The 26,176-nt window shown below is 72.9% G+C and carries 25 protein-coding genes; 7 read left to right on the forward strand and 18 right to left on the reverse strand.

The genetic code is table 11. The features are described from left to right. Window positions 1-10: 10 nt before the first annotated feature. The gene (locus tag ABKW28_RS00265; RefSeq protein ID WP_348605540.1) at window positions 11-532 is read right to left on the reverse strand and encodes a histidine phosphatase family protein; all 522 of its coding nucleotides are present in this window, start codon (window positions 530-532) and stop codon (window positions 11-13) included. Between the two features lie 93 nt (window positions 533-625). On the opposite strand from ABKW28_RS00265, the gene ABKW28_RS00270 reads away from it, so the two are divergent. Then, on the forward strand, window positions 626-1,681 hold the full coding sequence (locus ABKW28_RS00270; protein ID WP_193668877.1) for a cyanophycinase: 1,056 nt from the start codon (window positions 626-628) through the stop codon (window positions 1,679-1,681). Then, a complete protein-coding gene (gene cphA / locus ABKW28_RS00275; protein ID WP_348605541.1) occupies window positions 1,678-4,452 on the forward strand; it encodes a cyanophycin synthetase in 2,775 nt (924 codons plus the stop codon). Before ABKW28_RS00270 ends, cphA begins: the two co-directional genes overlap by 4 nt. Before the next feature lie 49 nt (window positions 4,453-4,501). On the opposite strand, the gene ABKW28_RS00280 is transcribed toward cphA, so the two are convergent. The 5 genes from ABKW28_RS00280 to ABKW28_RS00300 form a co-directional block, all read right to left on the reverse strand. Beyond that, window positions 4,502-6,154 carry a long-chain fatty acid--CoA ligase gene (locus tag ABKW28_RS00280; protein ID WP_348605542.1) on the reverse strand — a complete coding sequence of 551 codons (1,653 nt, stop codon included), beginning with the start codon at window positions 6,152-6,154 and terminating at the stop codon, window positions 4,502-4,504. Window positions 6,155-6,224: 70 nt separating this feature from the next. Beyond that, on the reverse strand, window positions 6,225-7,985 hold the full coding sequence (locus ABKW28_RS00285) for a Mur ligase family protein (RefSeq protein WP_348605545.1): 1,761 nt from the start codon (window positions 7,983-7,985) through the stop codon (window positions 6,225-6,227). Window positions 7,986-8,011: 26 nt separating this feature from the next. After that, window positions 8,012-8,782: an enoyl-ACP reductase FabI gene (gene fabI / locus ABKW28_RS00290; RefSeq protein ID WP_348605547.1), complete on the reverse strand. Its 771-nt coding sequence runs from the start codon at window positions 8,780-8,782 to the stop codon at window positions 8,012-8,014. Window positions 8,783-8,833: 51 nt separating this feature from the next. Beyond that, the gene (gene fabG / locus ABKW28_RS00295; protein ID WP_193668946.1) at window positions 8,834-9,526 is read right to left on the reverse strand and encodes a 3-oxoacyl-ACP reductase FabG; all 693 of its coding nucleotides are present in this window, start codon (window positions 9,524-9,526) and stop codon (window positions 8,834-8,836) included. A 140-nt stretch (window positions 9,527-9,666) separates the two neighbouring features. Then, window positions 9,667-9,879, reverse strand: coding sequence for a dodecin (locus ABKW28_RS00300; RefSeq protein WP_193668881.1), 213 nt, complete (start codon window positions 9,877-9,879; stop codon window positions 9,667-9,669). A gap of 36 nt (window positions 9,880-9,915) precedes the next feature. Here ABKW28_RS00300 and ABKW28_RS00305 point away from each other — a divergent pair, with 36 nt between their 5' ends. Continuing rightward, a complete protein-coding gene (locus tag ABKW28_RS00305) occupies window positions 9,916-10,251 on the forward strand; it encodes a DUF3099 domain-containing protein (protein ID WP_193668882.1) in 336 nt (111 codons plus the stop codon). Then, on the forward strand, window positions 10,248-10,460 hold the full coding sequence (locus ABKW28_RS00310) for an acetone carboxylase (RefSeq protein WP_193668883.1): 213 nt from the start codon (window positions 10,248-10,250) through the stop codon (window positions 10,458-10,460). The genes ABKW28_RS00305 and ABKW28_RS00310 overlap by 4 nt, the downstream gene beginning before the upstream one ends. A gap of 33 nt (window positions 10,461-10,493) precedes the next feature. Here the strand turns inward: ABKW28_RS00310 and moaA are convergent, their stop codons facing one another. Then, the gene (gene moaA, locus ABKW28_RS00315; RefSeq protein WP_227491663.1) at window positions 10,494-11,492 is read right to left on the reverse strand and encodes a GTP 3',8-cyclase MoaA; all 999 of its coding nucleotides are present in this window, start codon (window positions 11,490-11,492) and stop codon (window positions 10,494-10,496) included. Window positions 11,493-11,562: 70 nt separating this feature from the next. Between moaA and ABKW28_RS00320 the strand changes: the two genes are divergently transcribed. Further along, complete coding sequence (locus ABKW28_RS00320; RefSeq protein WP_193668885.1) at window positions 11,563-12,381, forward strand: SURF1 family protein; 819 nt, start codon at window positions 11,563-11,565, stop codon at window positions 12,379-12,381. On the opposite strand, the gene ABKW28_RS00325 is transcribed toward ABKW28_RS00320, so the two are convergent. The 3 genes from ABKW28_RS00325 to abc-f are packed head-to-tail and all read right to left on the reverse strand — an operon-like array spanning window position 12,339 to window position 16,681. Next, entirely contained in the window at window positions 12,339-14,210 is a 1,872-nt protein-coding gene (locus tag ABKW28_RS00325; protein ID WP_348605623.1) for an ABC transporter ATP-binding protein, read from the reverse strand. The genes ABKW28_RS00320 and ABKW28_RS00325 overlap by 43 nt on opposite strands. Before the next feature lie 28 nt (window positions 14,211-14,238). Then, complete coding sequence (locus tag ABKW28_RS00330; RefSeq protein ID WP_193668886.1) at window positions 14,239-15,039, reverse strand: enoyl-CoA hydratase/isomerase family protein; 801 nt, start codon at window positions 15,037-15,039, stop codon at window positions 14,239-14,241. A gap of 43 nt (window positions 15,040-15,082) precedes the next feature. Next, window positions 15,083-16,681 (reverse strand): ribosomal protection-like ABC-F family protein, encoded by a 1,599-nt coding sequence (gene abc-f / locus ABKW28_RS00335; RefSeq protein WP_348605549.1) that lies wholly within the window; start codon window positions 16,679-16,681, stop codon window positions 15,083-15,085. Window positions 16,682-16,760: 79 nt separating this feature from the next. Between abc-f and ABKW28_RS00340 the strand changes: the two genes are divergently transcribed. After that, the gene (locus ABKW28_RS00340) at window positions 16,761-17,720 is read left to right on the forward strand and encodes a neutral zinc metallopeptidase (RefSeq protein WP_348605551.1); all 960 of its coding nucleotides are present in this window, start codon (window positions 16,761-16,763) and stop codon (window positions 17,718-17,720) included. 172 nt (window positions 17,721-17,892) lie between these two features. Here the strand turns inward: ABKW28_RS00340 and ABKW28_RS00345 are convergent, their stop codons facing one another. The 8 genes from ABKW28_RS00345 to ABKW28_RS00380 form a co-directional block, all read right to left on the reverse strand. Continuing rightward, window positions 17,893-18,810: a phosphotransferase gene (locus tag ABKW28_RS00345; protein ID WP_348605552.1), complete on the reverse strand. Its 918-nt coding sequence runs from the start codon at window positions 18,808-18,810 to the stop codon at window positions 17,893-17,895. Window positions 18,811-18,820: 10 nt separating this feature from the next. After that, complete coding sequence (locus tag ABKW28_RS00350) at window positions 18,821-20,407, reverse strand: hypothetical protein (RefSeq protein ID WP_348605554.1); 1,587 nt, start codon at window positions 20,405-20,407, stop codon at window positions 18,821-18,823. Next, entirely contained in the window at window positions 20,404-21,294 is an 891-nt protein-coding gene (locus tag ABKW28_RS00355; protein WP_348605555.1) for an ABC transporter ATP-binding protein, read from the reverse strand. The genes ABKW28_RS00350 and ABKW28_RS00355 overlap by 4 nt, the downstream gene beginning before the upstream one ends. Before the next feature lie 55 nt (window positions 21,295-21,349). Next, on the reverse strand, window positions 21,350-21,964 hold the full coding sequence (locus ABKW28_RS00360) for an acVLRF1 family peptidyl-tRNA hydrolase (protein WP_348605557.1): 615 nt from the start codon (window positions 21,962-21,964) through the stop codon (window positions 21,350-21,352). 12 nt (window positions 21,965-21,976) lie between these two features. Continuing rightward, a complete protein-coding gene (locus ABKW28_RS00365; protein WP_348605558.1) occupies window positions 21,977-22,231 on the reverse strand; it encodes a hypothetical protein in 255 nt (84 codons plus the stop codon). A gap of 126 nt (window positions 22,232-22,357) precedes the next feature. Continuing rightward, window positions 22,358-23,776 (reverse strand): CotH kinase family protein, encoded by a 1,419-nt coding sequence (locus ABKW28_RS00370; protein ID WP_348605559.1) that lies wholly within the window; start codon window positions 23,774-23,776, stop codon window positions 22,358-22,360. After that, window positions 23,773-24,627, reverse strand: coding sequence for a polyphosphate polymerase domain-containing protein (locus ABKW28_RS00375; RefSeq protein WP_348605561.1), 855 nt, complete (start codon window positions 24,625-24,627; stop codon window positions 23,773-23,775). The genes ABKW28_RS00370 and ABKW28_RS00375 overlap by 4 nt, the downstream gene beginning before the upstream one ends. Next, entirely contained in the window at window positions 24,624-25,235 is a 612-nt protein-coding gene (locus tag ABKW28_RS00380; protein ID WP_348605562.1) for a DUF4956 domain-containing protein, read from the reverse strand. The genes ABKW28_RS00375 and ABKW28_RS00380 overlap by 4 nt, the downstream gene beginning before the upstream one ends. 210 nt (window positions 25,236-25,445) lie before the next feature. Here ABKW28_RS00380 and ABKW28_RS00385 point away from each other — a divergent pair, with 210 nt between their 5' ends. Continuing rightward, window positions 25,446-26,123, forward strand: a complete 678-nt coding sequence (locus ABKW28_RS00385; RefSeq protein WP_348605564.1) for a 4a-hydroxytetrahydrobiopterin dehydratase — start codon at window positions 25,446-25,448, stop codon at window positions 26,121-26,123. Window positions 26,124-26,176 lie beyond the last annotated feature (53 nt).

Below are 26,176 nucleotides of genomic sequence, written 5' to 3' on the forward strand. Positions count from 1 at the left end.
GCTGTGGCTCTCAGCCGCGGGCGACGTGGTGGGCCAGCACGGTCGCCGACTCCTCGGCGAGGTCGGCCCACGCGGTGCTGACCGCGAAGACGGTGAGCGCGCTGGTCGGGTAGCCCCCGAGCAGCGCCGTCACCGCCTCGGGGTCCCCGTCGCCGTCGTCGAGGACGTGCGCCAGCGAGCCGACGGTGGGGTTGTGGCCCACGACCACCAGGGTGCGCACCTGCGCGGGCACCAGCCGCACCAGGTCGAGCGCCGCGTCGGTGCCGGCCTCGTAGAGACCCCGGTCGAGGTCGGCGGCCAGCTCCCAGCCGGCGCCGGCGCACATCTGGTCCCAGGTCTGGCTGGTGCGCACCGCCGCGGAGACGAGGGCGTGGTCGGGAGTCACGCCCAGCTCGGCCAGCCACCGCCCGGCGGCCTCGGCGTCGCGGCGCCCGCGGGCGCTCAGCTCGCGCACGGCATCGGTCGCGGCCGCGTCGACGGCCTGGGCGTGCCGGGCCAGGACCAGGCGTCGGGGGGCCGTCTCGCTGCTCACCGGCACACTCTCTCAGCCGCGCGGGCGCCGATCCAGCACCACCGCGCCCGCGTCACCTGCGGGGTGAGGTGGCTCATGCCCTAGCGTGTCGCCATGCCCAGAGGTCCCCTGATGATCATCGGCGGCGCGGAGGACAAGCTGCGCCGCCGCACCGTCCTGCAGGACTTCGTCACCGCCAGCGGTGATCGAGAGGCCCGCATCGTCGTCATCCCCACCGCCTCCTCGATCGGCGAGGAGATCATGGCGGTCTACGACGCCCTGTTCCGCAGGCTCGGCGCCACCGACGTGTCCGGCGTCGACCCGGCCTCGCGAGACGAGGCGCACGACGAGACGCTGGTCAAGCAGCTCGACGAGGCCACCGGCGTGTTCATGACCGGCGGCAACCAGCTCAAGCTCTCAGGCATCCTCAACGGCACCCCCGTCGGCGACGCCATCGTGCGCGCCCACCACCGCGGGGCGGTCGTGGCCGGCACGTCGGCGGGCGCCAGCATCCAGTCCAGCCACATGGTCGCCTTCGGCTCCGGCGGTGCCACCCCCAAGCAGCGGATGACCCAGGTCGCCGGCGGCCTGGGCCTGCTCGGCTCCTCGGTCATCGACCAGCACTTCGAGCAGCGCAACCGCTACGGCCGGCTGCTGATGATCGTGGCGCAGAGCCCCCAGCTGCTCGGCATCGGCGTCGACGAGGACACCGCGGCCACCGTCACCCACGAGGTCGACGAGGAGACCGGCGAGGAGCGCGAGCTGCTGCGGGTCAGCGGCCGCGGCGCCGTGACCGTCATGGACGGGTCCCGGATGATCACCAACGCCTACGAGGCCAAGCGCTCCGCGCCGCTGCTGGCGAGCGGGGTCGTGCTGCACGTGCTGCCCGCGGGTGCGACGTACGACCTGACGGCGCGCGAGCTGCTGCCGGGCGAGACCGAGGTCGACCCCGAGGACGCCGCCGAGCTCGAGGCGGTGGGCAAGGACCTGCGCCGGATGGCGCGAGACATCGCCGCCTCCGACGCCTCCCCCACCGTGCTCAAGCGCCGGATGGCGCGGCTGCGCAAGCTGCGCTCGGCGGAGCAGTCACCGCTCGAGGACCAGTCCGACAGCCACGCCACGGCCCCCTCGGGGTCCGCCGGCACCCCTGAGAACGGAGCCATGCGATGACCGAACGGCCCACCCCCGACCTCAGCATCATCGAGACGCGCGTCTACCGCGGCGCCAACATCTGGTCCTACGACCGGGCGATCCACCTGGTCGTCGACCTCGGCGTGCTCGAGAAGTTCCCCACCAGCACGCTCCCGGGCTTCACCGACCACCTGGTCGCGATGCTGCCGGGCCTGCGCGAGCACTCCTGCTCGCGCGGCAAGCGCGGTGGCTTCGTCGAGCGCCTCCACGAGGGCACCTGGCTGGGCCACGTGGCCGAGCACTGCGCGCTGGCGCTGCAGCAGGTCGTGGGCCACGACGTGCGGCGCGGCAAGACCCGGCAGGTCAAGGGTCGCGAGGGCGTCTACAACGTCATCTTCGGCTACGCCGACGAGCAGGTCGGCCTGGCCGCGGGCCGGCTGGCCGTGCGGCTGGTCAACCACCTGGTCGAGGCCGACCCCGAGTTCGATTGGGACGTCGAGCTCGAGGAGTTCATCCGCCGCGCGCAGCGCACCGCGTTCGGCCCCTCCACCCAGGCCATCATCGACGAGGCCGTCTCCCGCGACATCCCCTGGATCCGGCTCAACCAGCACTCGCTGGTCCAGCTCGGCCAGGGCGTCCACGCCCAGCGCATCCGGGCCACGATGACCTCGCAGACCTCCTCGATCGCCGTCGACATCGCCTCCGACAAGGACCTCACCACCTCGCTGCTCTCGGCGGCCGGGCTGCCGGTGCCCAAGCAGGAGTCGGTGCGCACCGTGGAGGGCTGCGTGCGCGCCGCCGAGCGGATCGGCTTCCCGGTCGTGGTCAAGCCGCTCGACGGCAACCACGGTCGTGGCGTCTGCCTGGACCTGCAGGACGAGAAGGAGGTCCGCGAGGCCTTCGAGGTCGCCCGCGAGCAGTCGCGGCGCGGCTACGTCATCGTCGAGTCGTTCGTGGTCGGCAAGGACTACCGCTGCCTGATCATCGACGGCAAGGTCGCCGCCATCGCCGAGCGGGTGCCCGCCTCGGTGGTCGGCGACGGCTCCTCGAGCGTCGAGCAGCTCGTCGACACCGCCAACGCCGACCCGCGCCGCGGCGTGGGCCACGAGAAGGTGCTGACCCGCATCAAGGTCGACGACGCGGCCGTCGAGCTGGTGCGCGAGCAGGGCTTCGCGATGTCCGACGTACCGCCCGAGGGCACCACGGTGCGCCTGGCGCTGACCGGCAACATGTCGACCGGCGGCATCTCCATCGACCGCACCTTCGAGGCGCACCCCGAGAACGTCGAGATCGCCGAGGAGGCCGCGCGGATGGTCGGCCTCGACATCGCCGGCATCGACTTCATCTGCCCCGACATCACCGAGCCGGTGCGTGAGACCGGCGGCGCGATCTGCGAGGTCAACGCCGCCCCCGGCTTCCGGATGCACACCCACCCGACCATCGGCGAGCCGCAGTTCATCGCCAAGCCGGTCGTCGACATGCTCTTCCCGCCCGGCGCCAAGTCGCGGATCCCGATCGTGGCGGTGACCGGCACCAACGGCAAGACCACCACCTCGCGGATGATCAGCCACATCTTCAAGGGGATGGGCCGCAAGGTCGGCATGACCTCCACCGACGGCGTCGTCATCGACGAGCGCCTGGTGATCCGCGCCGACGCCTCCGGGCCGCGCTCGGCGCGGATGGTGCTGCAGAACCCGCGGGTCGACACGGCGGTCTTCGAGGTCGCCCGCGGCGGCATCCTGCGCGAGGGCCTGGGCTACGAGCGCAACGACGTCGCGGTCGTGATCAACGTCGCCCCCGACCACCTCGGCCTGCGCGGCATCGACACCGTCGAGCAGCTGGCCGACGTCAAGGCCGTCCTGGTCGAGGCGGTGCCGCGCGACGGCCACGCCGTGCTCAACGCCGACGACCCGCTGGTGCGCAACATGCGCCGGCGCTGCTCGGGCCAGGTGGTGTGGTTCTCGATGGACGAGCCCGGCACCGAGACCCGCGAGATGATCGACGCGCACTGCCGCCGCGGCGGCAAGGCGCTGGTGCTCAACCCCTCCGAGCGCGGCGAGATGATCGTGGTCAAGCACGGCCCGCGCGAGATGCAGCTCGCCTGGACCCACCTGCTGCCGGCCACCTTCGGCGGCAAGGCGCGGATGAACGTGCAGAACGCGTTGGCGGCCGCCGCCGCGGCGTTCGCCACCGGCGCGCCGCTGCACGACATCCGCCAGGGGCTGCGTTCCTTCTCGACGAACTACTACCTCTCCCCCGGTCGTCTCAACGAGATCGAGGTCAACGGCGTCAACGTCATCATCGACTACTGCCACAACGCCCCCGGCATGCGGATGCTGGGCGACTTCGTCGACCGTGTCGGCGACTCGCTGGAGGGCTCGCACGACCTGGCCCGCCCCTCGCGCATCGGCGTCATCGCCACCGCGGGCGACCGGCGCGACCAGGACATGCGCGAGCTCGGTGAGGTCGCCGCGCAGCACTTCGACGTCGTCGTGGTGCGCGAGGACGAGGCCCTGCGCAAGCGCGAGCGCGGCGAGACCGCCGCGCTGGTGCTGGAGGGCGTGCGCTCCGCCATGGCCTCCGGCGCCCGCTGCAAGCAGGTCGAGCAGATCCTCGAGGAGAACGACGCCGTGCGCCACGCCATGTCGCGCGCCAACCGCGGCGACCTCGTGGTCCTGTGCGTCGACCGGCACGCGGCGGTGATGACCGAGCTCGAGAACTGGTCGCCCCAGGCCCAGGCCGGCGCCGGCTTCTCCGACGACTCCCTGGCCGACCCCGACTACGTCGCCGCCCCCACCCCCGAGGCCTGACGAGCAGTCACTTTCGGTGGATGGTGCGAAAGTGACTGCTCGGCCGGGGCTACTGCTCGACCCGGAGCTCCCCGTCGGCGAAGCGGCGGCGCAGCACCTTCTTGTCGAACTTGCCCACCGAGGTGCGGGGCACCTCGTCGATGAAGGTCCACGCGTCGGGCAGCTGCCACTTGGCGAAGTCGCGGGCCAGGTGCTCGCGCAGCTCGTCGGCGGTGACGCTGGCCCCGTCGCGCACGACCACGGAGGCCAGCGGCCGCTCCTGCCACTTCTCGTCGGGGATGGCGACCACGGCCGCCTCCAGCACCGCGTCGTGGGACATCAGGGCGTTCTCGAGGTCGACCGACGAGATCCACTCCCCGCCCGACTTGATGACGTCCTTGGCGCGGTCGGTCAGCGAGATGTAGCCGAGCTCGTCGAGGTGGCCCACGTCGCCGGTGCGCAGCCAGCCGTCGTGGAACTTGGCCTGCGCCTCCTCGCGCTCGCTCTCCTCGGGACGGTAGTACGACGCGGTCACCCACGGTCCGCGCACCTCGAGCTCGCCGACGCTCGCGCCGTCGGCGGGCAGCACCGACTGGTCGTCGGCCACGATGCGCGCCGAGACGCCGCACAGCAGCCGGCCCTGGGTGCCCCGGTAGCGCCACTGCTCCTCCTCCGAGCAGCCCAGCGGCGGCAGCCCCAGCGAGGCGACCGGCGAGGTCTCGGTCATCCCCCACGCCTGGCGCACCACGATGCCGTGGCGCTCCTGCAGCGCCTGCTGCAGCGAGACCGGGACGGCGGAGCCCCCGCACAGCACGAGCCGCAGCGAGTCGAGCCGGGTGCCCGGGCTAGCGTCGAGGTGCTGGAGCACGTCGTTCCACACCGTCGGCACCCCGCCCGAGAGGGTCGGGCGGCTCTCGGTCACGAAGCGCACCAACGGCTCTGCCTGCAGCCAGCGGTCGGGCATGCACAGCGAGGCGCCGCTCATCATCGCCGAGTAGGGCAGCCCCCAGGCGTTGGCGTGGAACATCGGCACGATCGGCAGCACCCGGTCCTCGAAGGAGAGCCCGCCGGTGTTGCCGCCGCACACCGCCATCGAGTGCAGGTACGCCGAGCGGTGGCTGTAGGCGACTCCCTTGGGGTTGCCGGTGGTGCCGGAGGTGTAGCACATGGCCGCCGCGTCGCGCTCGTCGATCTCGGGCCAGTCGAAGGTCGGCTCGGCGGCCGCGAGCAGCTCCTCGTAGAGGTGCACCTGCTTGCCGCTCGCGCGCAGCGCGTCGAGGTCGGCCGTGGCGGCCTCGGGGCCGGCGACCACGACGTGCTCGACCGTGGTCATCTCCTCCAGCCGGGGCGCCAGCAGCCCGACGAGCGAGTCGTCGACGATCACCACGTGGTCCTCGGCGTGGTTGGCGACGTAGACCAGCTGCTCGGGGAAGAGCCGGATGTTGAGGGTGTGGAGCACCGCGCCCATCGAGGGCACCGCGAGGTAGGCCTCGAGGTGCTCGACGTTGTTCCACTGGAAGGTCGCGACCCGCTGGTCGCCGTCGACGCCCAGGCCGCGCAGCGCCGAGGCCAGACGGGAGGTGCGCTCGCCGAGCTCGGCGTAGGAGCGGGTGCGGCTGCCGTCGGCGGTCGCGGTGACGACCTCGCCGTCGGGGTGCACCGCGACGACGTGGCGGCGGATGGCGTCGATGGTCAGCTGGTCGTCCTGCATGGTGCTGCGCATGGCGGGCCTCCGAGAGGTCTACGGGTGGTGATCGGTGTGCTGTGCGTCACGATCCTGCCACCCGCGTGGCTCACCCCGCGCGTGCGGCCCGCACCTTGGCGGCCAGCACCTCCGCGCTGTCGGGCACGCCCCCGGCCTCGGCGATCCACTCGTAGACGCCCTCACGGTCGGCGTGGCACATCAGGCCGACGACCTCGCCGGGCAGCGCCTGGCCCACCAGCGCCGAGAGCACGCCCACCTCGGTGGGGTACGCCGGCACGGCGGTGACCCCGACCCGCTCGGCGCCGGCGCGCATCAGGCCCTCGAGCTCCTCGGCGGTGCGCCCGCGGAAGTACTTCTCCTTGTGCCCGATCGCCACGACGTCGGCGTCGCGCGCCGCGATCTCGCCGAGCTTCTCGATGAGCTCCTCGGAGCGGTCGCCGACGACGCCCAGGCCCAGCAGCACCCGGGCGCCCTCGGGGCGGACGCCGTGCATGATCTCGAACATCGCCTCGAGCCCGGCCTCGTTGTGGGCCAGGTCCATCACCACGGTGACCTCCCCGTCGGAGACCGGCACGGTGAAGCAGTTCATCCGGCCGGGGTTGTGCTCGGCGTCGGGCAGGAACGAGCGCAGCCCGGCCACCACGACGTCGCGCGGGATCCACACGGCCAGCGCGGCGGACGCCGCGGCGAGGGCGTTCTCGACGTTGTAGTGGCTGAGCCCGGCCAGGGTCATCGGCACGTCGACCAGCTCGAGGAGCGGGTCGGGGTCGGCATCGGGCTCCAGCACGCACAGCCAGCCGTCGATGACCGTGGTGGCGCGCCCGCCGTCGCCGAGCACGTCGCGCACGGCCGGGGAGTCGGGGTCGCGGGAGAAGACCCAGACCTGCGACTTGACCACCCAGCGCATCGAGAGCACGCGCGGGTCGTCGGCGTTGAGCACCGCCCAGCCCTCGGGTGCGGTGATGCGCGGCACGACCGCCTTGACCTCGGCCAGCTGGTCGAGGGTGTCGATGCCGTGCAGGCCCAGGTGGTCGGCCGAGACGTTGGTGACCACGGAGACGTCGTTGTGGGTCAGACCAATGCCCTTGAGCAGGATCCCGCCGCGCGCGGTCTCGGTGACGGCGAGCTCGACGTCCTCGTGGGCCAGGACGCGACCGGCGCCGCTGGGGCCCGAGTAGTCGCCGGCCTCGACCAGCACGCCGTCGACGTACACGCCATCGGTGTTGGACCAGCCGACGACCTTGCCCCACTCGCGGCCGATGTGGGCGACCATCCGCGAGGTGGTGGTCTTGCCGTTGGTGCCGGTCACCGCGACCACGGGCACTCCCGGCTCCAGGGTCGTCGGTCCGTCGCCCGGCTCGCTGGTGGCCACCGTCTCGGCCGCGACCGAGACGGCGGCCGAGAGCCGGTCGGCGCTGACGCCGTCGTCGCCGGGCACCAGGGTGTCGAGCACCGAGGCCACCGCGCGACCCATCGCACGGGCGCGCTCGCGATGCGCCCACGGGTAGGCGACCACGACCTGGTGGGCGTCGTTGGTGGGACGCACCCGCACGGCCAGCGAGGAGGTGCCCGACTCCTGGGCCACGGCCCGCACCAGCCGCGCGACGGCGCGCAGGGCGAAGCGCTGGCGGAAGCCCGACTCCGGCTCGCCGGGGCGGGCACCCTCCAGGCCGATCCGCTCGGCGAGCACCAGCGCGACGTCGACCGGTGCGGTGGCCAGAGCCCCGATGTCGAGGGTCAGCTTCACCGCAGCCCTGGGGAAGTAGAGGTTGGGGCCCTCCAGCACGCGCAGCTCGACCAGAGCATGGGTGGTGGGGGCGACGTCCTGACCTGCTCCGGGTGCGCTCACCGGCGCGACGCTACCGGCTCGGGCGCTCAGGCGCCCATCGCGTGGAAGCCGCCGTCGACGTGGACGATCTCACCGGTGGTGGCGGGGAAGAAGTCCGAGAGCAGCGCGCAGACCGCCTTGGCCGTCGGGCCCTGGTCGGTGTTGTCCCAGCCCAGGGGGGAACGGGTCGCCCACATCGAGTCGAGCTCCTCGAAGCCCGGGATCGCCTTGGCCGCCAGCGTCTTCAGCGGCCCGGCGGAGACCAGGTTGACCCGGATGCCCTCGGGGCCCAGGTCGCGGGCCAGGTAGCGCGAGGTCGACTCCAGCGCCGCCTTGGCCACGCCCATCCAGTCGTAGGCGGGCCAGGCCACGGTGGCGTCGAAGGTCAGCCCGACCACCGAGCCTCCCTCGGTCATCAGCGGGCGGCAGGCGGTGGTCAGCGACTTCAACGAGTACGCCGAGACCTGCACGGCCTGGGCCACGTCGGGCCAGGGCCCCTCGAGGAACTTGCCGCCCAGCAGCGTCTCGGGGTTGCCGAACGCGATCGAGTGCACCACCCCGTCGAGCCCGTCGACGTGCTCACCGACCAGCTCGGGCAGTCGCGCCAGGTGCTCCTCGTTGGTGACGTCGAGCTCGATGACCGGCGGCTCCACCGGGAGCCGCTTCGCGATCCGCTTGGTGATGCCCAGCGCGCGCCCGAAGTTGGAGATCAGCACGGTGGCGCCCTGCTCCTGGGCGATCTTCGCGGTCGCGAAGCCGATGGAGGAGTCCATCGTCACCCCGGCCACCAGGATCCGCTTGCCGTCGAGAATGCCCATCGTCTGCTCCTTGCGTGACTTCAGTGAGGTGGGACCGGTGAGAGGTGGGTGTCAGTGGCCCATGCCGAGGCCGCCGTCGACAGGGATCACGGCCCCCGTGACGTACGCCGCCGCCGGACCGGCCAGCCAGGTCACGGTGCCGGCGACCTCCTCGGCGGCACCGAGACGCCCCAGCGGGATCCGCGCGGCGTACTCGGCCTGCTGCTCGGCCGGCAGGGAGGCGGTCATGTCGGTCTCGATGAACCCGGGGGCGACCACGTTGGTGGTGATCGAGCGCGACCCGAGCTCGCGCGCCAGCGACCGGGCGACGCCGATGAGCCCGGCCTTCGAGGCGGCGTAGTTGACCTGTCCCGGCGAGCCCAGCGTGGCCACGACCGAGGAGATCAGGATGATCCGGCCGCGGCGCAGCCGGAGCATGCCCTTGGCGGCGCGCTTGGCCAGCCGGAAGGAGCCGGTGAGGTTGGTGTCGATGACCGAGGTCCAGTCGTCCTCGCTCATCCGCAGCAGCAGCGTGTCGGAGGTGATGCCGGCGTTGGCGACCAGCACCTCGACCGGGCCGTGGGCGGCCTCCACCTCGGCGAACGCGGCGTCGACCGCGGCGGCGTCGGTGACGTCGCAGCGCACGTCGAGGGCACCCTCGGGGGCCCCACCGCTGCGGGTCGTGACGGCCACCTTGTCGCCCTGGGCTAGGAAGGCCTCCGCGATCGCGCGGCCGATGCCGCGGTTGCCGCCCGTGACCAGCACCGACCGGGGCTCGGAGGTCGGCTCGGACGACGGCTGGGACGGGGACGTCTGCGTGCTCTGGCTCACGCTCGACGACGCTAGTGATTACCCGCGCGTACCCGAAACCACCCGCGGGTCGTCACGTCGTCGACGCGCGTGGCTCAGTCGTCCTCGAGGCGGAAGCCGACCTTGAGCCCGACCTGGAAGTGCTCGACCGAGCCGTCCTTGACCTGGCCGCGCACCTGGGTGACCTCGAACCAGTCGAGGTGGCGCAGGGTGCGGGCGGCGCGCTCGACGCCGTTGCGGATGGCGGCGTCGATGCCCTCGGGCGAGGTGCCGACGATCTCGGAGATGCGGTAGGTGCGATTAGTCATACGTGGAGCCTAGACCTGCCGACGTAGGCTCGAGACATGGCCAGGCAGCGAGCACGCGACGACGAGGCGGTCCGCATCACCACGGCCGGCGTGAGCCACGAGGAGGACCTCCGCAAGCGGCAGAAGCGCTACCTGCTCTCGATGACGCTGCGCTCGGCCTGCTTCGTGGGCGCCGGCGTCGCGGGCCTGGCCGGCATCTCGTGGCTGTGGCCGATCCTCATCGTGGGCGCACTGGTGCTGCCCTACATCGCGGTCGTGCTGGCCAACGCCCAGGCGAGCCGCTCCGACGGGTTCCAGCTGCGCTCCGGCGCGTACGGCGCCCCCGAGCTGGAGGCCGCGGGCACGCACCGCGCCGGGCTGGGCGGGCGATGAGCGAGGTCGACAGCTGCTCCGCGAAGGGCTGCACCGCCCCGGCCGTGCACGCGCTGCTGTGGCGCAACCCCAAGATCCACACCCCCGAGCGGCGCAAGGCCTGGCTGGCCTGCCCCGAGCACCGTGAGTCGCTCGGCACCTTCCTGGGCTCGCGCGGCTTCCTGATCGAGGTCGTCGAGCACCAGCCGGGCGCCGACCACACGGTCTGACGCTCCGGCGGATCGGTCGGCCGGCCGCCCGGCTCAGCCGCCGATGGCCGACATCGGACGGTCGGGCTGCAGGAACGTCGGGTCGTCGATGCCGTGCCCGGCGGCCTTGCCGCGCATCGCCACGACCCAGCGCTGGGCGAGCTCCTCGTCGCCGACGCCGTCGCGCAGCGCGGCGCGCAGGTCGGACTCGGAGCGCGCGAACAGGCAGTTGCGCACCTGGCCGTCGGCGGTCAGGCGCACCCGGTCGCAGTCGCCGCAGAAGGGACGGGTGACCGAGGCGATGACCCCGACCGTGCCCGGGCCGCCGTCGACGGTGAAGAGCTCGGCCGGAGCGCTGCCCCGGGGCTCCTCGGCGGGGGTCAGCGTGTGCACCGCCGACAGGCTCGCGAAGATCTCCTCGGCCGTGACCATCCCCTCGCGGCTCCAGCCGTGCTGGGCGTCGAGCGGCATCTGCTCGATGAAGCGCAGCTCGTAGCCGCGCTCGAGGCACCACGACAGCAGCTCGGGCGCCTGGTCGTCGTTCTCGCCGCGCAGCAGCACCGCGTTGACCTTGACCGGGCCGAGGCCGGCGGCCTGCGCGGCCTCGAGGCCCGCCACCACGTCGTGGAAGCGGTCGCGGCGGGTGATGCGGTGGAAGGTGTCGGCGCGCGCGGTGTCGAGGCTGACGTTGACGCGGTCGAGTCCGGCGTCCTTGAGGGCGGCGGCGTTGCGTGAGAGCCCCAGCGCGTTGGTGGTGACCGAGATGTCGAGGTGCTCACCCAGCTCGCGGGTGCGGCGCACGATGTCGACCAGGCCCCGGCGCACCAGCGGCTCGCCCCCGGTGAAGCGGACCTCCTCGATGCCCAGGCGCTCGACGCCGATCCGGATCAGGCGCACCACCTCGTCGTCGGTGAGCACGGAGTCGTCGGGCAGCCAGTCGAGACCCTCGGCGGGCATGCAGTAGCTGCAGCGCAGGTTGCAGCGGTCGGTCAGCGACACCCGCAGGTCGGTGGCCACCCGGCCGTACCGGTCCTCGAGAAGAAGTGGCGTCATGTGAGGAAGCATACGGGCGGGGCGGGCACCAGCACGGGGCTCGCCGCGCCCTGGCGGATAACCTCGAGGCGTGCGCTCGTTCAGGTTCATGCTCTCGCGTCGCTGGCTGCTCTTCGCGCTGGCCGTCGTCGTGCTCGCCGCCGGGTCGTGGTGGCTGGGGCAGTGGCAGTTCGACCGGCTCGAGCAGCGCAAGGCCGACAACGCCGTGGTGCGTGCCAACGAGGAGCAGGCGCCGGTGCCCGTCGAGCAGGTCCTCTCCCCCGGCGGCGACGTCGACGAGGACGACGAGTGGCGGGTCGTGACCGCCACCGGCACCTACTCCCCCGAGGACACCGTCATCGTGCGCTACCGCACCCGCGAGGGCGCCTCGGGCGTCGACGTGGTGGTGCCGCTGGTGACAGGCAGCGGCACGACGCTGCTGGTGGACCGCGGCTGGCTGGCCACCCGGGCCGCCGGCACCACCCGGCCCGACGACGTGCCCGAGCCGCCGGCCGGCGAGGTCGAGATCTCCGGGTGGGTGCGCGCCGATGGCAGCGGCGACTCCACCACTGTCAGCGACCTGTCGACCCGAGCGGTGAGCAGCGAGCGCATCGGCGAGGCGATCGACCGCGAGGTCTACGGCGGGTTCGTCGACCTGCGCTCGGAGGACCCGGAACCGGCCACCGCGCTCGAGCCGGTGGAGCTGCCCGAGCTCGACAACGGCCCGCACTTCTTCTACGGCCTGCAGTGGTGGTTCTTCGGCCTGCTGGCCGTCGGCGGCTTCCTCTACCTGGCCTGGGACGAGCGCCGTGGCCCCCGCCGCCGGCGTACGTCGTCGCGCGAGGACGCCGACGACGAGACGCCGGCTCAGCCCCGCGCGGACACGTCGTCGACGAACTGGGTGCGGTAGAGGTCGGCGTAGAGGCCGCCCTCGGCGAGCAGCTCGCTGTGCGTGCCGGACTGCACGATGCGGCCCTCGTCGAGGACCAGGATCTGGTCGGCGTTGCGCACCGTGCTCAGCCGGTGGGCGATGACCAGCGAGGTGCGGCCCTCGAGGGCGGCGTCGAGGGCCCGCTGCACGGCGGCCTCGGACTCGCTGTCGAGGTGGGCGGTGGCCTCGTCGAGCACCACGATGCCCGGCGACTTCAGCAGCAGCCGCGCGATCGCGAGACGCTGGCGCTCGCCGCCGGAGAGCCGGTAGCCGCGGTCGCCCACGACGGTGTCGAGGCCGTCGGGCAGGCGCCGCACCGTGTCGGCGATCTGGGCGGCCTCGAGGCTCGACCAGATGTCGCGGTCGTCGGCGGAGGGCCGGGCGTAGAGCATGTTGGCGCGGATGGTGTCGTGGAAGAGGTGCGCGTCCTGGGTCACGTAGCCCACGGCGTCCTCGAGGGACTGCAGGCTGACGTCGCGCACGTCGTGCCCGCCGACCCGCACGCTGCCGGAGGTGACGTCGTAGAGCCGGGCGACCAGGTGGGTCACGGTCGTCTTGCCGGCGCCGGAGGGGCCCACCAGGGCCACCATCCGGCCGACGTCGGCGGTGAAGGAGACGTCGTGGAGCACGGGGACGCCGCCGCCGGTCTCGGGGCGCGCCACGCCCTCCAGCGAGGGCAGCGACAGGTCGTCGGCGCTGGGGTAGGCGAAGCCGACCCGGTCGAACTCCAGGCGCGCCGCGCTGCGCGGCAGCTCGACCGCGTCGTCGCGCTCGACGATCAGCGAGGGCAGGTCGAGCACCTCGAAGACCCGCTCGAAGCTGACCATCGCGGTCATCACGTCGATGCGCACGTTGGAGAGCCCCTGCAGGGGGCCGAGCAGCCGCAGCAGCAGCGTCGCGAGGGCGAGCAGGGTGCCGATGGTCAGCGCGTCGCTGACCACCAGCTGGCCGCCGACGCCGTAGACCAGCGCGGTGGCCAGGGCGGGGACGAGCACCATGGCGGCGCCGAAGATGCGGGTGATCAGGCTGATCCGCACCCCGAGGTCGCGCACCTTGGCGGCCTTGGTGGCGAAGAGGACGTCCTCGTCGTCGCGGCGACCGAAGAGCTTGAGCAGCATCGCGCCGCCGACGTTGAAGCGCTCGGTCATGTTGTTGCCGAGGTCGGCGTTGCCGTCCATCTGCTCGCGCGTCAGCCCGGCCAGGCGGTTGCTGACGAACCGGGAGGCCAGGAAGAGCAGCGGGAACAGCCCCACGCACAGCAGCGTCACCTGCCAGCTCAGGGCCAGCATGGTGATGCCGACGACGACCACCGCGATGGAGTTGGACACCGTGCTCGACAGGGTCGAGGTGAAGGCCCGCTGCGCGCCGATCACGTCGTTGTTAAGCCGGCTGACCAGCGCCCCTGTCTGGGTGCGGGTGAAGAAGGCCATCGACTGGCGCTGCACGTGGGCGAAGACCTGGGAGCGCAGGTCGTAGATGAGGCCCTCACCGATCCGGGAGGACAGCCAGCCGGCCAGCACGCTGAGCACCGCGTTGAAGACGGCGAACCCGGCCATCGCCAGGGCCAGCCAGGTGACCAGCCCCCGGTCGCCGGCCAGGATGCCGTTGTCGACGATCTGCTGGACCAGCAGCGGGGTCACCACGACCAGCGAGGCGTCGATGACGGTCAGCACCAGGAAGACCGAGATCAGTCCCCGGTGGGGACGGGCGAAGCCGACCACCCGCCGCACGGTCTGGCGCGACAGCCGGTTGTTCACCACGCTGCGGTCCGAGCGCAGGTGGCGCCAGGCCATCCCGGCCCCCATCATCCCCGACACGTCGTGCTCCTCACTGCTGCTACTGCTCGTGGGTGGCGCCCGCGACCTCGCGGAAGCGGCGGCCCTGGGCCTCGCGCTCGAGGCGGCGCTGCTCGTCGAGCGGCTGTGCCGCCGCGCTCTGCAGCAGCGCCTTGGTCTCACGCACCGCCCCGGCCATCGGGGCGGTGAGGGACTCGACGAGGTGCGCGACGGTGGCAGCGAGCTGGTCGGTCGGGACCGCGGTCAGGGCGATGCCGATGCGCACCGCCTCCTCGGCGCCGACCATGCGTGCCGTGGCACAGATCTCCAGTGCCCTCGCGTAGCCAACCGCCTCGACCAGGGGTTTTGTTCCCGTGAGGTCGGCGACCAGGCCCAGGGCCGCCTCCTTCATGCACAGCTGGGCGTCGTCGGTCAGCACCCGCAGGTCGCAGGCCAGCGCCAGCTGGAAGCCGGCGCCCACCGCGTAGCCCTGGACCGCGGCGATCGAGACGAACGACGGGTCGCGCAGCCAGGTGAAGCCGCGCTGGTAGTCGTCGATCGTCGCCGACATCTCCTCCTCGCTGCGGCGCAGCAGGTCGGCCACGGACTCCACGCCCTCGGCCGAGGACGCCGGGTCGAGCATCGCCCGGTCGAGACCGGCGGAGAAGGTGGTGCCGGCGCCGCGCACGACCACCACCCGCACCTCGTCGTCGGCCACCAGGCGCTCACCGACCGTGGCCAGGGCGCGCCACATCGCCGGGGTCTGGGCGTTGCGGACCTCGGGGCGGTCGAGGGTGACGGTGGCGACCGCGCCCTCGACGTGGACCTGCAGACCGACGGCGGCGAGCTCTTCGGGTGTCATGCCCGGAGTCTAGGAACCGGCACCGACACCGGACCCGGCGCCCTCAGGCGAGGGAGACCAGGTCGGCGTACCCCTCGTTCCAGAGGTCCTCGTCGCCGTCGGGCAGCAGCAGCACCCGGTCGGGCTCGAGGGCCAGGACGGCGCCCTCGTCGTGGGTGACCAGGATGATGGCGCCCTCGTAGGTGCGGATCGCGGCCAGCACCTCCTCGCGGGAGGCGGGGTCGAGGTTGTTGGTGGGCTCGTCGAGCAGCAGCACGTTGGCGCTGGAGACCACCAGGGAGGCCAGCGCCAGGCGGGTCTTCTCCCCACCGGAGAGCACCGCGGCGCTCTTGTGCGCGTCGTCGCCGGAGAAGAGGAAGGAGCCCAGCACCGAGCGGGCCTCGACGTCGGTCAGCTGCGGCGCCGCGGACTGCATGTTCTCCAGGACCGTGCGCGAGGTGTCGAGCGTCTCGTGCTCCTGGGCGTAGTAGCCCACCTTCAGCCCGTGGCCGGGGATGACCTCGCCGGTGTCGGGCTGGTCGACCCCGGCCAGGATCCGCAGCATGGTGGTCTTGCCGGCGCCGTTGAGGCCCAGGATGACGACGCGCGAGCCCTTGTCGATGGCCAGGTCGACACCGGTGAACACCTCGAGGGAGCCGTAGGTCTTCGACAGCTCGCGGGCGGTGATCGGGGTCTTGCCGCAGGCGGCGGGGGCCGGGAACTTGATCCGGGCGACCTTGTCGACGGCCCGCTCGCCCTCGAGGCTGGACATCATCTTCTCGGCCCGCTTGAGCATCGACTGCGCCGCCTGCGCCTTCGAGGCCTTGGCGCGCATCTTGTTGGCCTGGTCGGTGAGCGTCTTGGCCTTGTTCTCGGCGTTCATCCGCTCGCGCCGACGACGCACCTCGTCGGTCTCGCGCTGGGTGAGGTAGTTCTTCCAGCTCATGTTGTAGATGTCCATGGCGGTGCGGTTGGCGTCGAGGTGCATCACCTTGTTGACGGTGGCCTCGAGGAGCTCGTTGTCGTGGCTGATCACGATGAACCCGCCCTTGTGGGCCTTGAGGAACTCCCGCAGCCACACGATCGAGTCGGCGTCGAGGTGGTTGGTCGGCTCGTCGAGGATCAGGATCTCGGCGCCGGAGAACAGGATGCGGGCCAGCTCGACCCGGCGGCGCTGGCCGCCCGACAGCGTCTTGAGCGGCTGGCCGAGGAGCCGGTCGGCGATGCCGAGGCTGGCCGCGATGGTGGCCGCCTCGGACTCCGCGGCGTACCCGCCACCGGCGTGCATCTCGTCGTCGGCGCGGCTGTAGCGGCGCATCGCCTTCTCGGCGACGGCTATGTCGTCGGAGCCCATCTGCTCCTCGGCCGCCCGCAGGCGCCGTACGACGTCGTCGAGACCGCGGGCGGAGAGGATCCGGTCGCGGGCCAGGACCTCGGGGTCGCCGGTGCGCGGGTCCTGCGGCAGGTAGCCGATGTCACCGCTGCGGGTCACCGATCCGCCGGCGGGCAGCGCCTCGCCGGAGAGGATCTTGGTGAGGGTGGTCTTGCCGGCGCCGTTGCGACCGACCAGGCCGACCTTGTCGCCCGCGGCCACGCGGAAGCTCACGTCCTCCATCAGGAGACGCGCGCCGGCACGGACTTCGAGCTGATGAGCGGTGATCATAGGAGTCCAATCGTAGGAGTCGGTAGCCTCAGCCACCGATTCGCCGGCACCCGGCGCAGGCCGCCCCAGGAGGCACGACGTGAGGTTCAACCCCAAGGCCCGCCTCGACACCCGGCGCACACGTGACGTGGGTCGCAGCAGCGGAGGGGGCCGCTCCCGTGGCGGCTTCCCGGGCTCCGGCGGCCGTGGCGGCTCCTCGCTGCCCGTCCCGGGTGGGGTCGTCGGCGGGGGTGGCGTGGTCGCGGCGGTCATCGTGGTCGGCATCTTCGTGGTCACCCAGCTGATGGGCGGCGGCTCCGGGCTCGACCTCGGCTCCGGGGGCAGCCTCGACGCGAGCCGCTTCGAGGACTCCGAGCGGTACGCCGCCTGCGAGACCGGCGAGGACGCCAACGAGTCGGTCGACTGCGCACGGGTCGCGGTCGAGAACAGCCTCTACGACTACTGGGGCGACACGCTCGCCGACGACTTCCGCCCCGCCGACTCGCTGGTGACCTTCTCCGGGCAGGTCGGCACCGGCTGCGGCGCGGCCAGCTCGGCCGTCGGCCCGTTCTACTGCCCCGCCGACGACACCATCTACCTCGACAGCGGCTTCTTCGACGAGGTGCTCGAGCGCCAGCTCGGTGGGCCCGACGGTGGGTTCGTGGAGGCCTACGTCCTGGCCCACGAGTACGGCCACCACGTCCAGAACGTGCTGGGCACGATGGGCCGGGTCCGCACCCAGCAGGGCGCCTCCTCCGACGCGGTGCGCCTGGAGCTGCAGGCCGACTGCTACGCCGGGATGTGGACGCGGGGCGCCACGGCGACCGAGGACTCCTCGGGCACGGCGCTGTTCAGCGAGCTCACCGACGAGGACGTCCGGCTGGCGCTCGAGGCCGCGGCCAGCGTCGGCGACGACCGCATCCAGCAGCAGACCCGGGGCCAGGTCGACGAGGAGTCCTGGACCCACGGCTCCGCCGCGCAGCGCCAGCGCTGGTTCCAGGTCGGCCTCGACGGCGGCGACCTCACCGACTGCGACACCTTCGCGGCCGGCAGCCTGTGACGTCGTAGGTCGAGCAGCGACGAGCGCCGTCGGCGGGCGCCGTTGGTCGAGCAGCGAGGAGCGCCAGCGACGAGCGACGCCGAGACCCCGTGACGACCGCGCCCGCCGTACGCCATGGACTCACCGGATTTCGAGACGGTTGCTGCGCAACCTCCTCAATCAACGGGGGCGGTCAGGCGTCGAGCAGCGCCTCGATCAGGGGGAACTGTTGCTGCAGGGCCCGCAGGTGCGGGGCGACGGCGGGGTGGCGGAACTTGCCGGCGAGCGCCCCCTCTCCCCTGGCCACCCGCGACAGCGCCCACTCGGCGCGGCTCAGCGCGGTGTAGACCGCGGTGACCCGGGCGCCCAGCGCGGCCTCCTCGGGCGTGGCCACGCCGTCGGGCAGCCCCAGCAGGTAGGCGTCGAGCAGCGGCTCGAAGTCCTCGCGCGCGGCCAGCAGGTAGTAGCCGAGGTCGGCGCCCACCGCGGCGGTGCCCAGGCACGACCAGTCGATGGCCACCACGTCGTCACCCTCCCGCCCCGGCAGGTTGCCCGGTGTGGGATCGCCGTGCTGCAGCACCTGCGGCAGCGCGTCGCAGCGGTCGAGGAAGGTGTCGCGGCGCGTCCACAGGTGCTCGGCGACGTCGGCGACGGTGGTGCGCGACAGGGTCGGCCAGCCGCCCCGGTGCGCCGTACGCCGCAGCCGGTCGCGCAGCTGGTCGCGGGCCAGCCAGGCGACGTCGGGCACCGGCGTGCCGGCGAAGCGGCCCAGCGCGTGCGCTGCGAAGAGCCCGTTGACGGCGGCGTCCTCGACCCAGTCCTCCGTCAGGGTGATGCCCTCGACGTCCTCCTCGGCCACCGAGCGCACCGGTGGCCTGAGCCCGCGGGTGCGCGCCAGGATGCCGGAGGTGACCACGTCGGCGGCGCGGCGCCAGTAGGCGAAGTGGTGGGGGTCGCCGAGCTCGGCGGGGTCGTGCTCACCGGGTGCGGCCAGGCGCTTCACGGCCACGGGCTGCGCACCGAGGCTGGTGCGCCACACGCCGATCGTGGACATGCCGGCCCCGCCGGGGAGCGGATGCCAGCCCGGGTCGGGCTGCCACGTCGGGGCCACGAGCCCGACGCTAGCCGATGTCGCGGCGCCGGAAGGCCAACTGGCCCGCCGCGCCGACGGCGAGTGCGACGCCCAGCAGCGCCGACGACGCCGCCAGCGACGCGTCCTCGGCCGGCACCAGGGGCAGGTGGTCGAAGGGCGAGAGCCAGCGCACCCACTGCGGCAGGTCGAGGAGGTCGCCGAAGAACATGACCACGACGGCCACGACCAGCGGCGCCCACGCGAGCGAGGCGAGCCGTGGAGCCAGCGCGTGGACCAAGCGCGCGACCGCCGCGAGCAGCAGCACCGCGGGCGCGTGCTGCAGCTGCGGCAGCACGAACGACACCGCCTGCACCGGGTCGGCGGTCACGAACGCGTACCCGGCGCCGATGCCCAGCCCCGCCACGACGAGCACCAGCAGCGTGGCGAGCACGGTGACGAGCGTCCAGGACAGCAGCCAGCGCCCGCGGGCCAACGGCGCCGAGAGCACGAGCTCGGCCAGGCCCGACTCCTCCTCGCTGCGTGGCCGCAGCATCGACGAGGTCGCGAAGCCGGCGGTGAGCAGCGCGAGCATCAGCAGCATCGTGGCGAAGAACCCGTCGACGAGGTCGGGCACGCCCTGGGTCATCATCTCGAGCCCCAGGTCGGAGTCGCCGACCAGGTCCTCGACCTCCGTCCCCAGGGCGCCGTACGCGACGCCGGTCAGGAAGAGCCCGACGCTCCAGCCGATGATACCGCCCCGCTGGAGCCGCCAGGCGAGGCCGACCGTCCCCGACAGCGCCGACCCGGCCCGACCGGGCCCGGGACGGCTGGCCACGAGACCGGCTCCGATGTCACGGCGCACGAGCAGGGCGCCGGCCAGCGCGAGGTTGGCCGCCCCAGCGGCGAGCAGCAGCAGCACCGGCCACCAGCGCAGCCCGGAGAAGGGGTGCATCGCCTGGTACCAGCCGATCGGCGAGAGCCAGGACAGCGCAGGCACCGAGACGTCGCCTACGGCGCGCAGCGCGTACGCCGCCGCGATCACCGCACCGGCGATCCCGCGGGCCGCGCGGGTGCTGGACACCAGCTGGGCGGCGACGAGGGTCGTGCCGGTGAAGCACAGGCCGCACAGCACCAGGCCGACCCCCAGCGCCGCCGAGTCGGCCACCTCGAGCGGATAGGTGACCAGCGAGAGGGTGACCAGCGCACCGGAGAAGACGGAGACGACGAGTGCGGTGAGCACGGCCGCGGCCGGGGGCGCGAAGCGGCCCACGACCGCTGAGCGGACCAGGTCGTCGCGTCCAGACTCCTCCTCGGCACGGGTGTGCCGGGTGACGACGACCATGACGACCAGGCCCAGGAGCACGGCGCCGAAGGCGCTGGCCTGCCAGGTGACCTGGCCCCCGACGGTGTCGAGCGAGCGGGCGGGGCCGGCCAGCGCGATCATCGCCTGGTTGCGCTCCATGGCCGCGGCCATCCGGGCCAGCTCGCCCTCACCGGGGTAGAGCCGGTCGATCGACCACGCCTGGGCCCAGTAGAGGACGGCGAGCGCCACCCCCCAGCCGAGCATCAGCCAGCGGTCGCCCTTCAAGGCCTTGGCCCACAGGGTCAGGGTGCCGGTGAAGAGACCGCTGGTCACCGCCGCTCCCCGTAGTGACGCATGAAGAGCTGCTCGAGCGTCGGCGGCTGGGAGACCAGGCCCGTCACGCCGGCCTCGAGGAGGAGCCGCAGTGCGGGCTCGACGGCCTCGGGGTCGACCTCGAAGCTGACCTCGCCACCGTCGGAGCGCAGGTCGTGGACGCCGTCGAGGCCGTCGAGGCCGGGGGCGGGTCCGCGCAGCTGGGCGGTGACGGCGGTGCGGCTGAGATGGCGCATCTCGGCGAGGCTGCCGCTCTCGACGAGACGGCCCTCGTTGATGATGCTCACGCGGTCGCACATCTGCTCCACCTCGCCGAGCACGTGGCTGGAGAGCAGCACGCTCCCCCCGCCCGAGCGGTAGGTGTTGACGCAGTCACGGAACTCGGCCTCCATCAGGGGGTCGAGCCCCGAGGTGGGCTCGTCGAGCAGCAGCAGCTCGACGTCGGCGGCCAGGGCGGCGACGAGCGCCACCTTCTGGCGGTTGCCCTTGCTGTAGCTGCGGCCCTTCTTGGTGGGGTCGAGGGCGAACCGCTCGACCAGCTCGTCGCGACGCGCGGGGTCGAGCCCCCCGCGCAGCCGGCCGAGGAGGTCGATGCACTCGCCGCCGGTGAGGTTGGCCCACAGGCTCACGTCGCCCGGCACGTAGGCCAGGCGGCGGTGCAGGTCGGCGGCCTGGCGCCACGGGTCGCCGCCGAGCAGCCGCACCGTGCCCGAGTCGGCGCGCAGCAGCCCGAGCAGCACCCGGATGGTGGTGGACTTCCCCGAGCCGTTGGGCCCCAGGAAGCCGTGCACCTCCCCCGCGCGCACCTGCAGGTCGAGCCCGTCGAGGGCCCGCACCCGCCCGAAGGTCTTGACCAGCTCGTGGACCTCGATGACGTCGGACGGCACCCGTCCACCGTAGCCCCGTCCGGCCTCCGGCGCTGGCAGGCGAGCCAGTGGCCCCTCAGGCGTTGTGCACCTCGACGCGCAGCGACAGCGCGTCGGCGACGCCCTGCTCGAGCACGCCGCGGCGCGGGTCGGGCAGCGCCAGCCAGGGCTCGACGGTGCCCAGCCCCGCGAGACGCCGATCGGCGAGGACCTCGTCGACGGCGGTGCGGTCACCACCCACGACGACGGGACCGGCGAGGCCGTCGAGGATGCGGGCGGCGTGGTCGGCGGCCGCCTCGTACGCCTGGCGGGCCTGGTTGTCGCGACGGCGGGCGAAGCGCTGCTGGCTCTGGCCGCCGGCCTTCGTGCGGCCCTGGACGTGGCGCTGACCGGTCTTGGACGCCCCCATCGTGGCCCCGCTCATCCGCGCGACGGCGAAGCCGCCCTTGCGCACCAGCAGCACCCCCCAGTCGTCGGGCGCCGCGCTCGCGGCAGCGCCGGCCAGACCGGCCGCCTCCGCCGGACCGTCGTACGCCGCCCCCAGCGGCAGGCGCGCGGTGAACCGCGACCCGTCGGCGGCGCTCCCGCTCAGGACGCCGTCGACCACCGACAGGGCGGTGTCGCCGTGCCGGGTCTCGAAGTTGGCGATCCACCGCTCGACGCGGGCTGCGGGGACGAGGACGTCAGGCATGGCTCGACAGTCCTACCGGTCCACCTGTGCGGACCGTGCGTCGTGGCGCTCGACACGGCCCTGCCAGGTCAGGATCAGGAGCGGTCCGGCGACGGGCACGAGGAGGAGCGCGAGGACCCCCAGCAGGCCGTGCGGAACCCGCGACCGTCCTCGCAGGACCTGGACGACGACCACCAGCACCAGCACGGTGTGCGCCAGCGTCAGCAGGCCAAGAGCGATCTCGAACCCGTCGGGCGCCAGAGGGGCCATCTCTTCCTGCTGGGACATCTGCTGCTCTCGCGTGCTCGTGGGTGGAGGGGTACGTCGCGGGACACGGTAGGCGACGACCCGCCCCCGGAACCGTGGAGCCCCGGATGAACCTGGTTCGTCCGGGGCTCCACACTCTGCTGCGCTCTACGCCTGGCCGTCGAAGTAGGACGCGACCTGCCCGGCCTCCAGCTCGATCGTCGCTGCATCGACCAGGTCGTCGGCCTGCTCACCCAGCACCGACGTCCAGGCGTCGAGCACCTCCTGGGCCAGCCCGCTGTCGAACAGCTCGGCCTGCAGGTCCGCCACCGCGGCGTCGTACAGGTCGGCGAGCTCGGGGGTGGCGAGGAACCGCTCGGCCAGCACGTTGCCGCCCATGCCGCCCTGGCCGCCCTGGCCGCCCTGGCCGCCGCCGGGTACGCCGCCGGCCTCGGGCAGCTCGCCCTCGGCCGGGGGCTCCATGCCCTCCGGCGGCTCGGGGCGCTCCCCGTCCACCGGAGGCTCCATCCCAGCGGGAGGCTCCATGCCCTCGGGCCGCTCGCCCGGCGCTCCACCTCCGCCTGGCACTCCTCCGCCACCCTGCCCGCCGCCGTTGGTGGCGCCGAAGGCGAGGTTGTGGTCCCACGCCACGACGGTCATCTGCTCCGCCTCGGCGTCCCAGCGCAGGAACGAGTTGTTGCCCGGGCCGGCGATGTCGTCGAAGTTGCCGACCAGGTCCTCGAAGGCCAGGTACGTCGCGAACGCGGCGACGTCCAGCCGCTCGGCCAGCCCGTCGGCGAACTCCTCGTCCGACGACTCCTCGAGCCACTGCAGGAAGTCGGTGAGCGGCTCGTGGTCGTCGGTGCCGGCCTCGATGTCGAAGACCTCGTCGTAGGCCTCGGGGTCGTCGCCGCGGTAGGAGTAGTCGCCGCCGGCCTCCGCCTTGTAGAGCGTGCCGTCGGTGCCGAACGTGGCCTCGTCCCACCTGTTGTCGAGGTCCTGGACCATCAGCCGCAGCGTGGACCCGCTGTCGTTGGCCGAGAAGGAGATGCTCACGGCCTCCTCGCTGGCCAGGCCCGCCTCGTCGAGCAGCGCGAGGGCGACGGCCTCGTTGAGCGAGGTCTCGGTGGTGCTGGAGCGGATGACGAAGCTCTCCCACCCGTCGAGGCTCTGGCCGTCGACGAACTTGTCGAGGTCGATGAGCCACGGCAGGTCGGCGGGGTCGGAGTCCGCGTCGACGTCGCGCAGCGAGCTGTTGCCCTTGAGCCGGATCCCGGCGTCGCTGATGGTCTGGCCGTCGATGGTGACGTCGGCCGTGAGCCACTCCTTCTCATCGCTCTCCTGGTACGTCGCCAGCATCGCGGCGAACTCGTCGTCATCCACGTCGATGGAGACCTCGTGCACCGAGCTGGCGTCCCAGACCGTGCCCTCGACGCTGGCCGAGGTGGCCGCGGAGCCGGTGGCCGACGTGGCGGTGCTGCAGGCGCCCAGGCTGCCGATGCCCAGCGCGAGCGCGGCGAGGCCGGCGGCGCCGCGACGTCGCAGGCCGCCGGTGCGGGTGGGGGTGGGGGTGCGGACGCTGTTCATGCGGGCTCCTGGGTCTGGCTGTAGGTGAGGTGCGGCTCGAGGTGCCGGGCGCGCACCCGGTTCCAGCGGTGCGCCGGCAGGTCGGGGTGCAGCAGCGCCAGGCCGGTGCCGTACTTGGAGATCCGCACCGGGCGGTGCCCCTGGCTCCACAGCCGCCGGTCGACGCCGCTCCTGGCCCCGGGACTCTTGGTCTCCACGACCGCGAGGCCGGGCACCCGAGCCGTGCCGCCTCCCCCGGGAAGCGACCAGACGAGGTCGAGGTCGATGGTGACGCGAGCACCGCTCGTGGGGAGCCAGAGCGTGGTGCGCGTGTAGCCGGTGCGCAACGTCGGCACCAGGGCGGTGACGTCGACGTGGGCGAGACCGGCACCGTCGAGCTCGTCGCCCACGAAGGCGTCGTCCTCGGCCGAGAGGCCGCACGGCACGACCGCTGCCGCGGAGCCACCGCGGGGGATCCGGGCCTTGACGGTGGACCCGCGCGTCCCCCGGGTCTTGACCTCGGTGAACGCGGCCCCGGAGTCGAGGTAGTGCCTGGCGCGGACCTTGAACCGGTGCCGGCGTCCCCTGGCGGCTCGCCAGTAGGCCTCGAGCTCGGGCGTGTCGAGGTACGTCGAGTCGTAGCGGTGACGGCGCAGGCCGTCGATCTCCAGCACCCTCAGGTCGGGGTCGAGCGCCTGCAGGGCCGCCACCACCTCTGGCAGCGCAGCCATCGGGACGACGTACTTGCGGTCGGTGCGTGTCATCAGGGCGGCGTCGGTGGTCAGCTCGGCCAGGGACGTCGCCTCGAGCAGGTCGATGCGGGCCAGCGGGTCGCACGCGGGGACGGCGCGCTCGGACGTGGTGGCGGTCATGCCCCGACCGCCGTGGGGGCGACGTAGGAGGTGCTGCGGGACAGGGCCTCCGGGAGGGGAGGCTGCTCGGCGCTGCGCCAGCGGACGTCGACCAGCGTGGTGTCGTTGACCAGGTCGACCTTGTGGACGGCCACCTTGCGGACCTCGCCGCCGACGCTCTCGCCCAGCACCGCCGCCAGGACGGCCTCGTCGGTGTAGGCACCGTCGAGGAGCACCAGCTGCTGGTGGTCGCGGGTGAGGAGCCGCGGGCTGTCGGCCACGGCGATGACGGCCACCAGGACCGCCATCAGCAGCACGGTGAGCGGCACCTCGAGCGAGCCCAGTCCGCCGAGGAGACCCAGGGCCAGGGCCGCGAAGTAGTAGGCCACCTCGTGCTGGCCCAGCTCCAGCGAGCGGAGCCGGATGATGGACAGCACCCCGAAGAGCCCCAGGCCCAGCCCCAGGGTGGCGTCGCTGTTGACCAGGGCCGTGGTCACGGCCAGGACACCGACATTGACCCCGAGGAAGGCGACCAGCAGGTCGCGGCGACGGTGGCGCGGGTAGTAGACGGCGAGGCAGAGCAGGCTGATCGCGACCAGGTCGGCGAGCGGGAGGTAGAGGGAGTTCATGGGCGGTCCTTACGTCGTTCACGTCGGGTTGACTCCCCGGACACTGGCCCGTCGACCGGGCAGGCACCTGGGACCTGCCTGCGAGGTGGCTGTGAACGTCGACGGTGGCGCCCGGCACCGCCGATGGGCGAGAGGCTCGGGGCGTGGCGTCGCGGGCCCGGACGTTGCACCATCAGGTGCAGGAGACGCGATCGACGAGGAGCGATGACGATGACCGACCCCCAGCAGCGCTTGAGCGCCGCGGACGTGCGCGCGGCGGACCTCGCCGACTGGCGCCAGGTCCTCGGCAGGATCAAGGCGCGGTTCCGCACGCGGGACTTCGCGACCGGTCTCGACCTGGTCAACCGGGTCGGGGCCCTGGCCGAGGCCGCCGACCACCACCCCGACGTCACCCTGACCTACACCGACGTCGTCGTCACCCTGGTCAGCCACGACGTCGCAGGACTCACGAGCCGGGACGTCGCCCTGGCCCGCGAGATCAGCCGGGCAGCGGCCGACCTGGACGTGCGTGCCGACGTCGCGGGGCTCACGCAGGCGGAGCTGGGCCTCGACACCTCAGCCGGCGCCGAGCTGGCGCCGTTCTACGCCGCCCTCCTCGGGGGCGAGGTCGTCCAGGGCGAGGCGGTCGACGCGAGCGGGCAGACGCCGACGGTGTGGTGGCAGGAGCCCGAGGGTGCCGGCGACGACGAGCACGCCCTGCCTCCCCAGCCCTTCGAGCAGCGCTGGCACCTCGACGTCTGGGTCCCCCACGACGACGCCGAGGCGCGCCTGCGGGCCGTGCTCGACGCCGGCGGACGCCTGGTCAGCGACAGCGCGGCACCGGCGTACTGGGTCGTCGAGGACGCCGACGGCAACCGGTCGTGCATCTGCACCCCCGAGGGCCGCTGACGCCGCCACCGGCCTCGCCCCGGTGGTGCCGACGGAGCACCCAGCCCGACCGG

The organism is Nocardioides sp. 31GB23, assembly GCF_040012395.1.
GTDB lineage: Bacteria > Actinomycetota > Actinomycetes > Propionibacteriales > Nocardioidaceae > Nocardioides > Nocardioides salarius.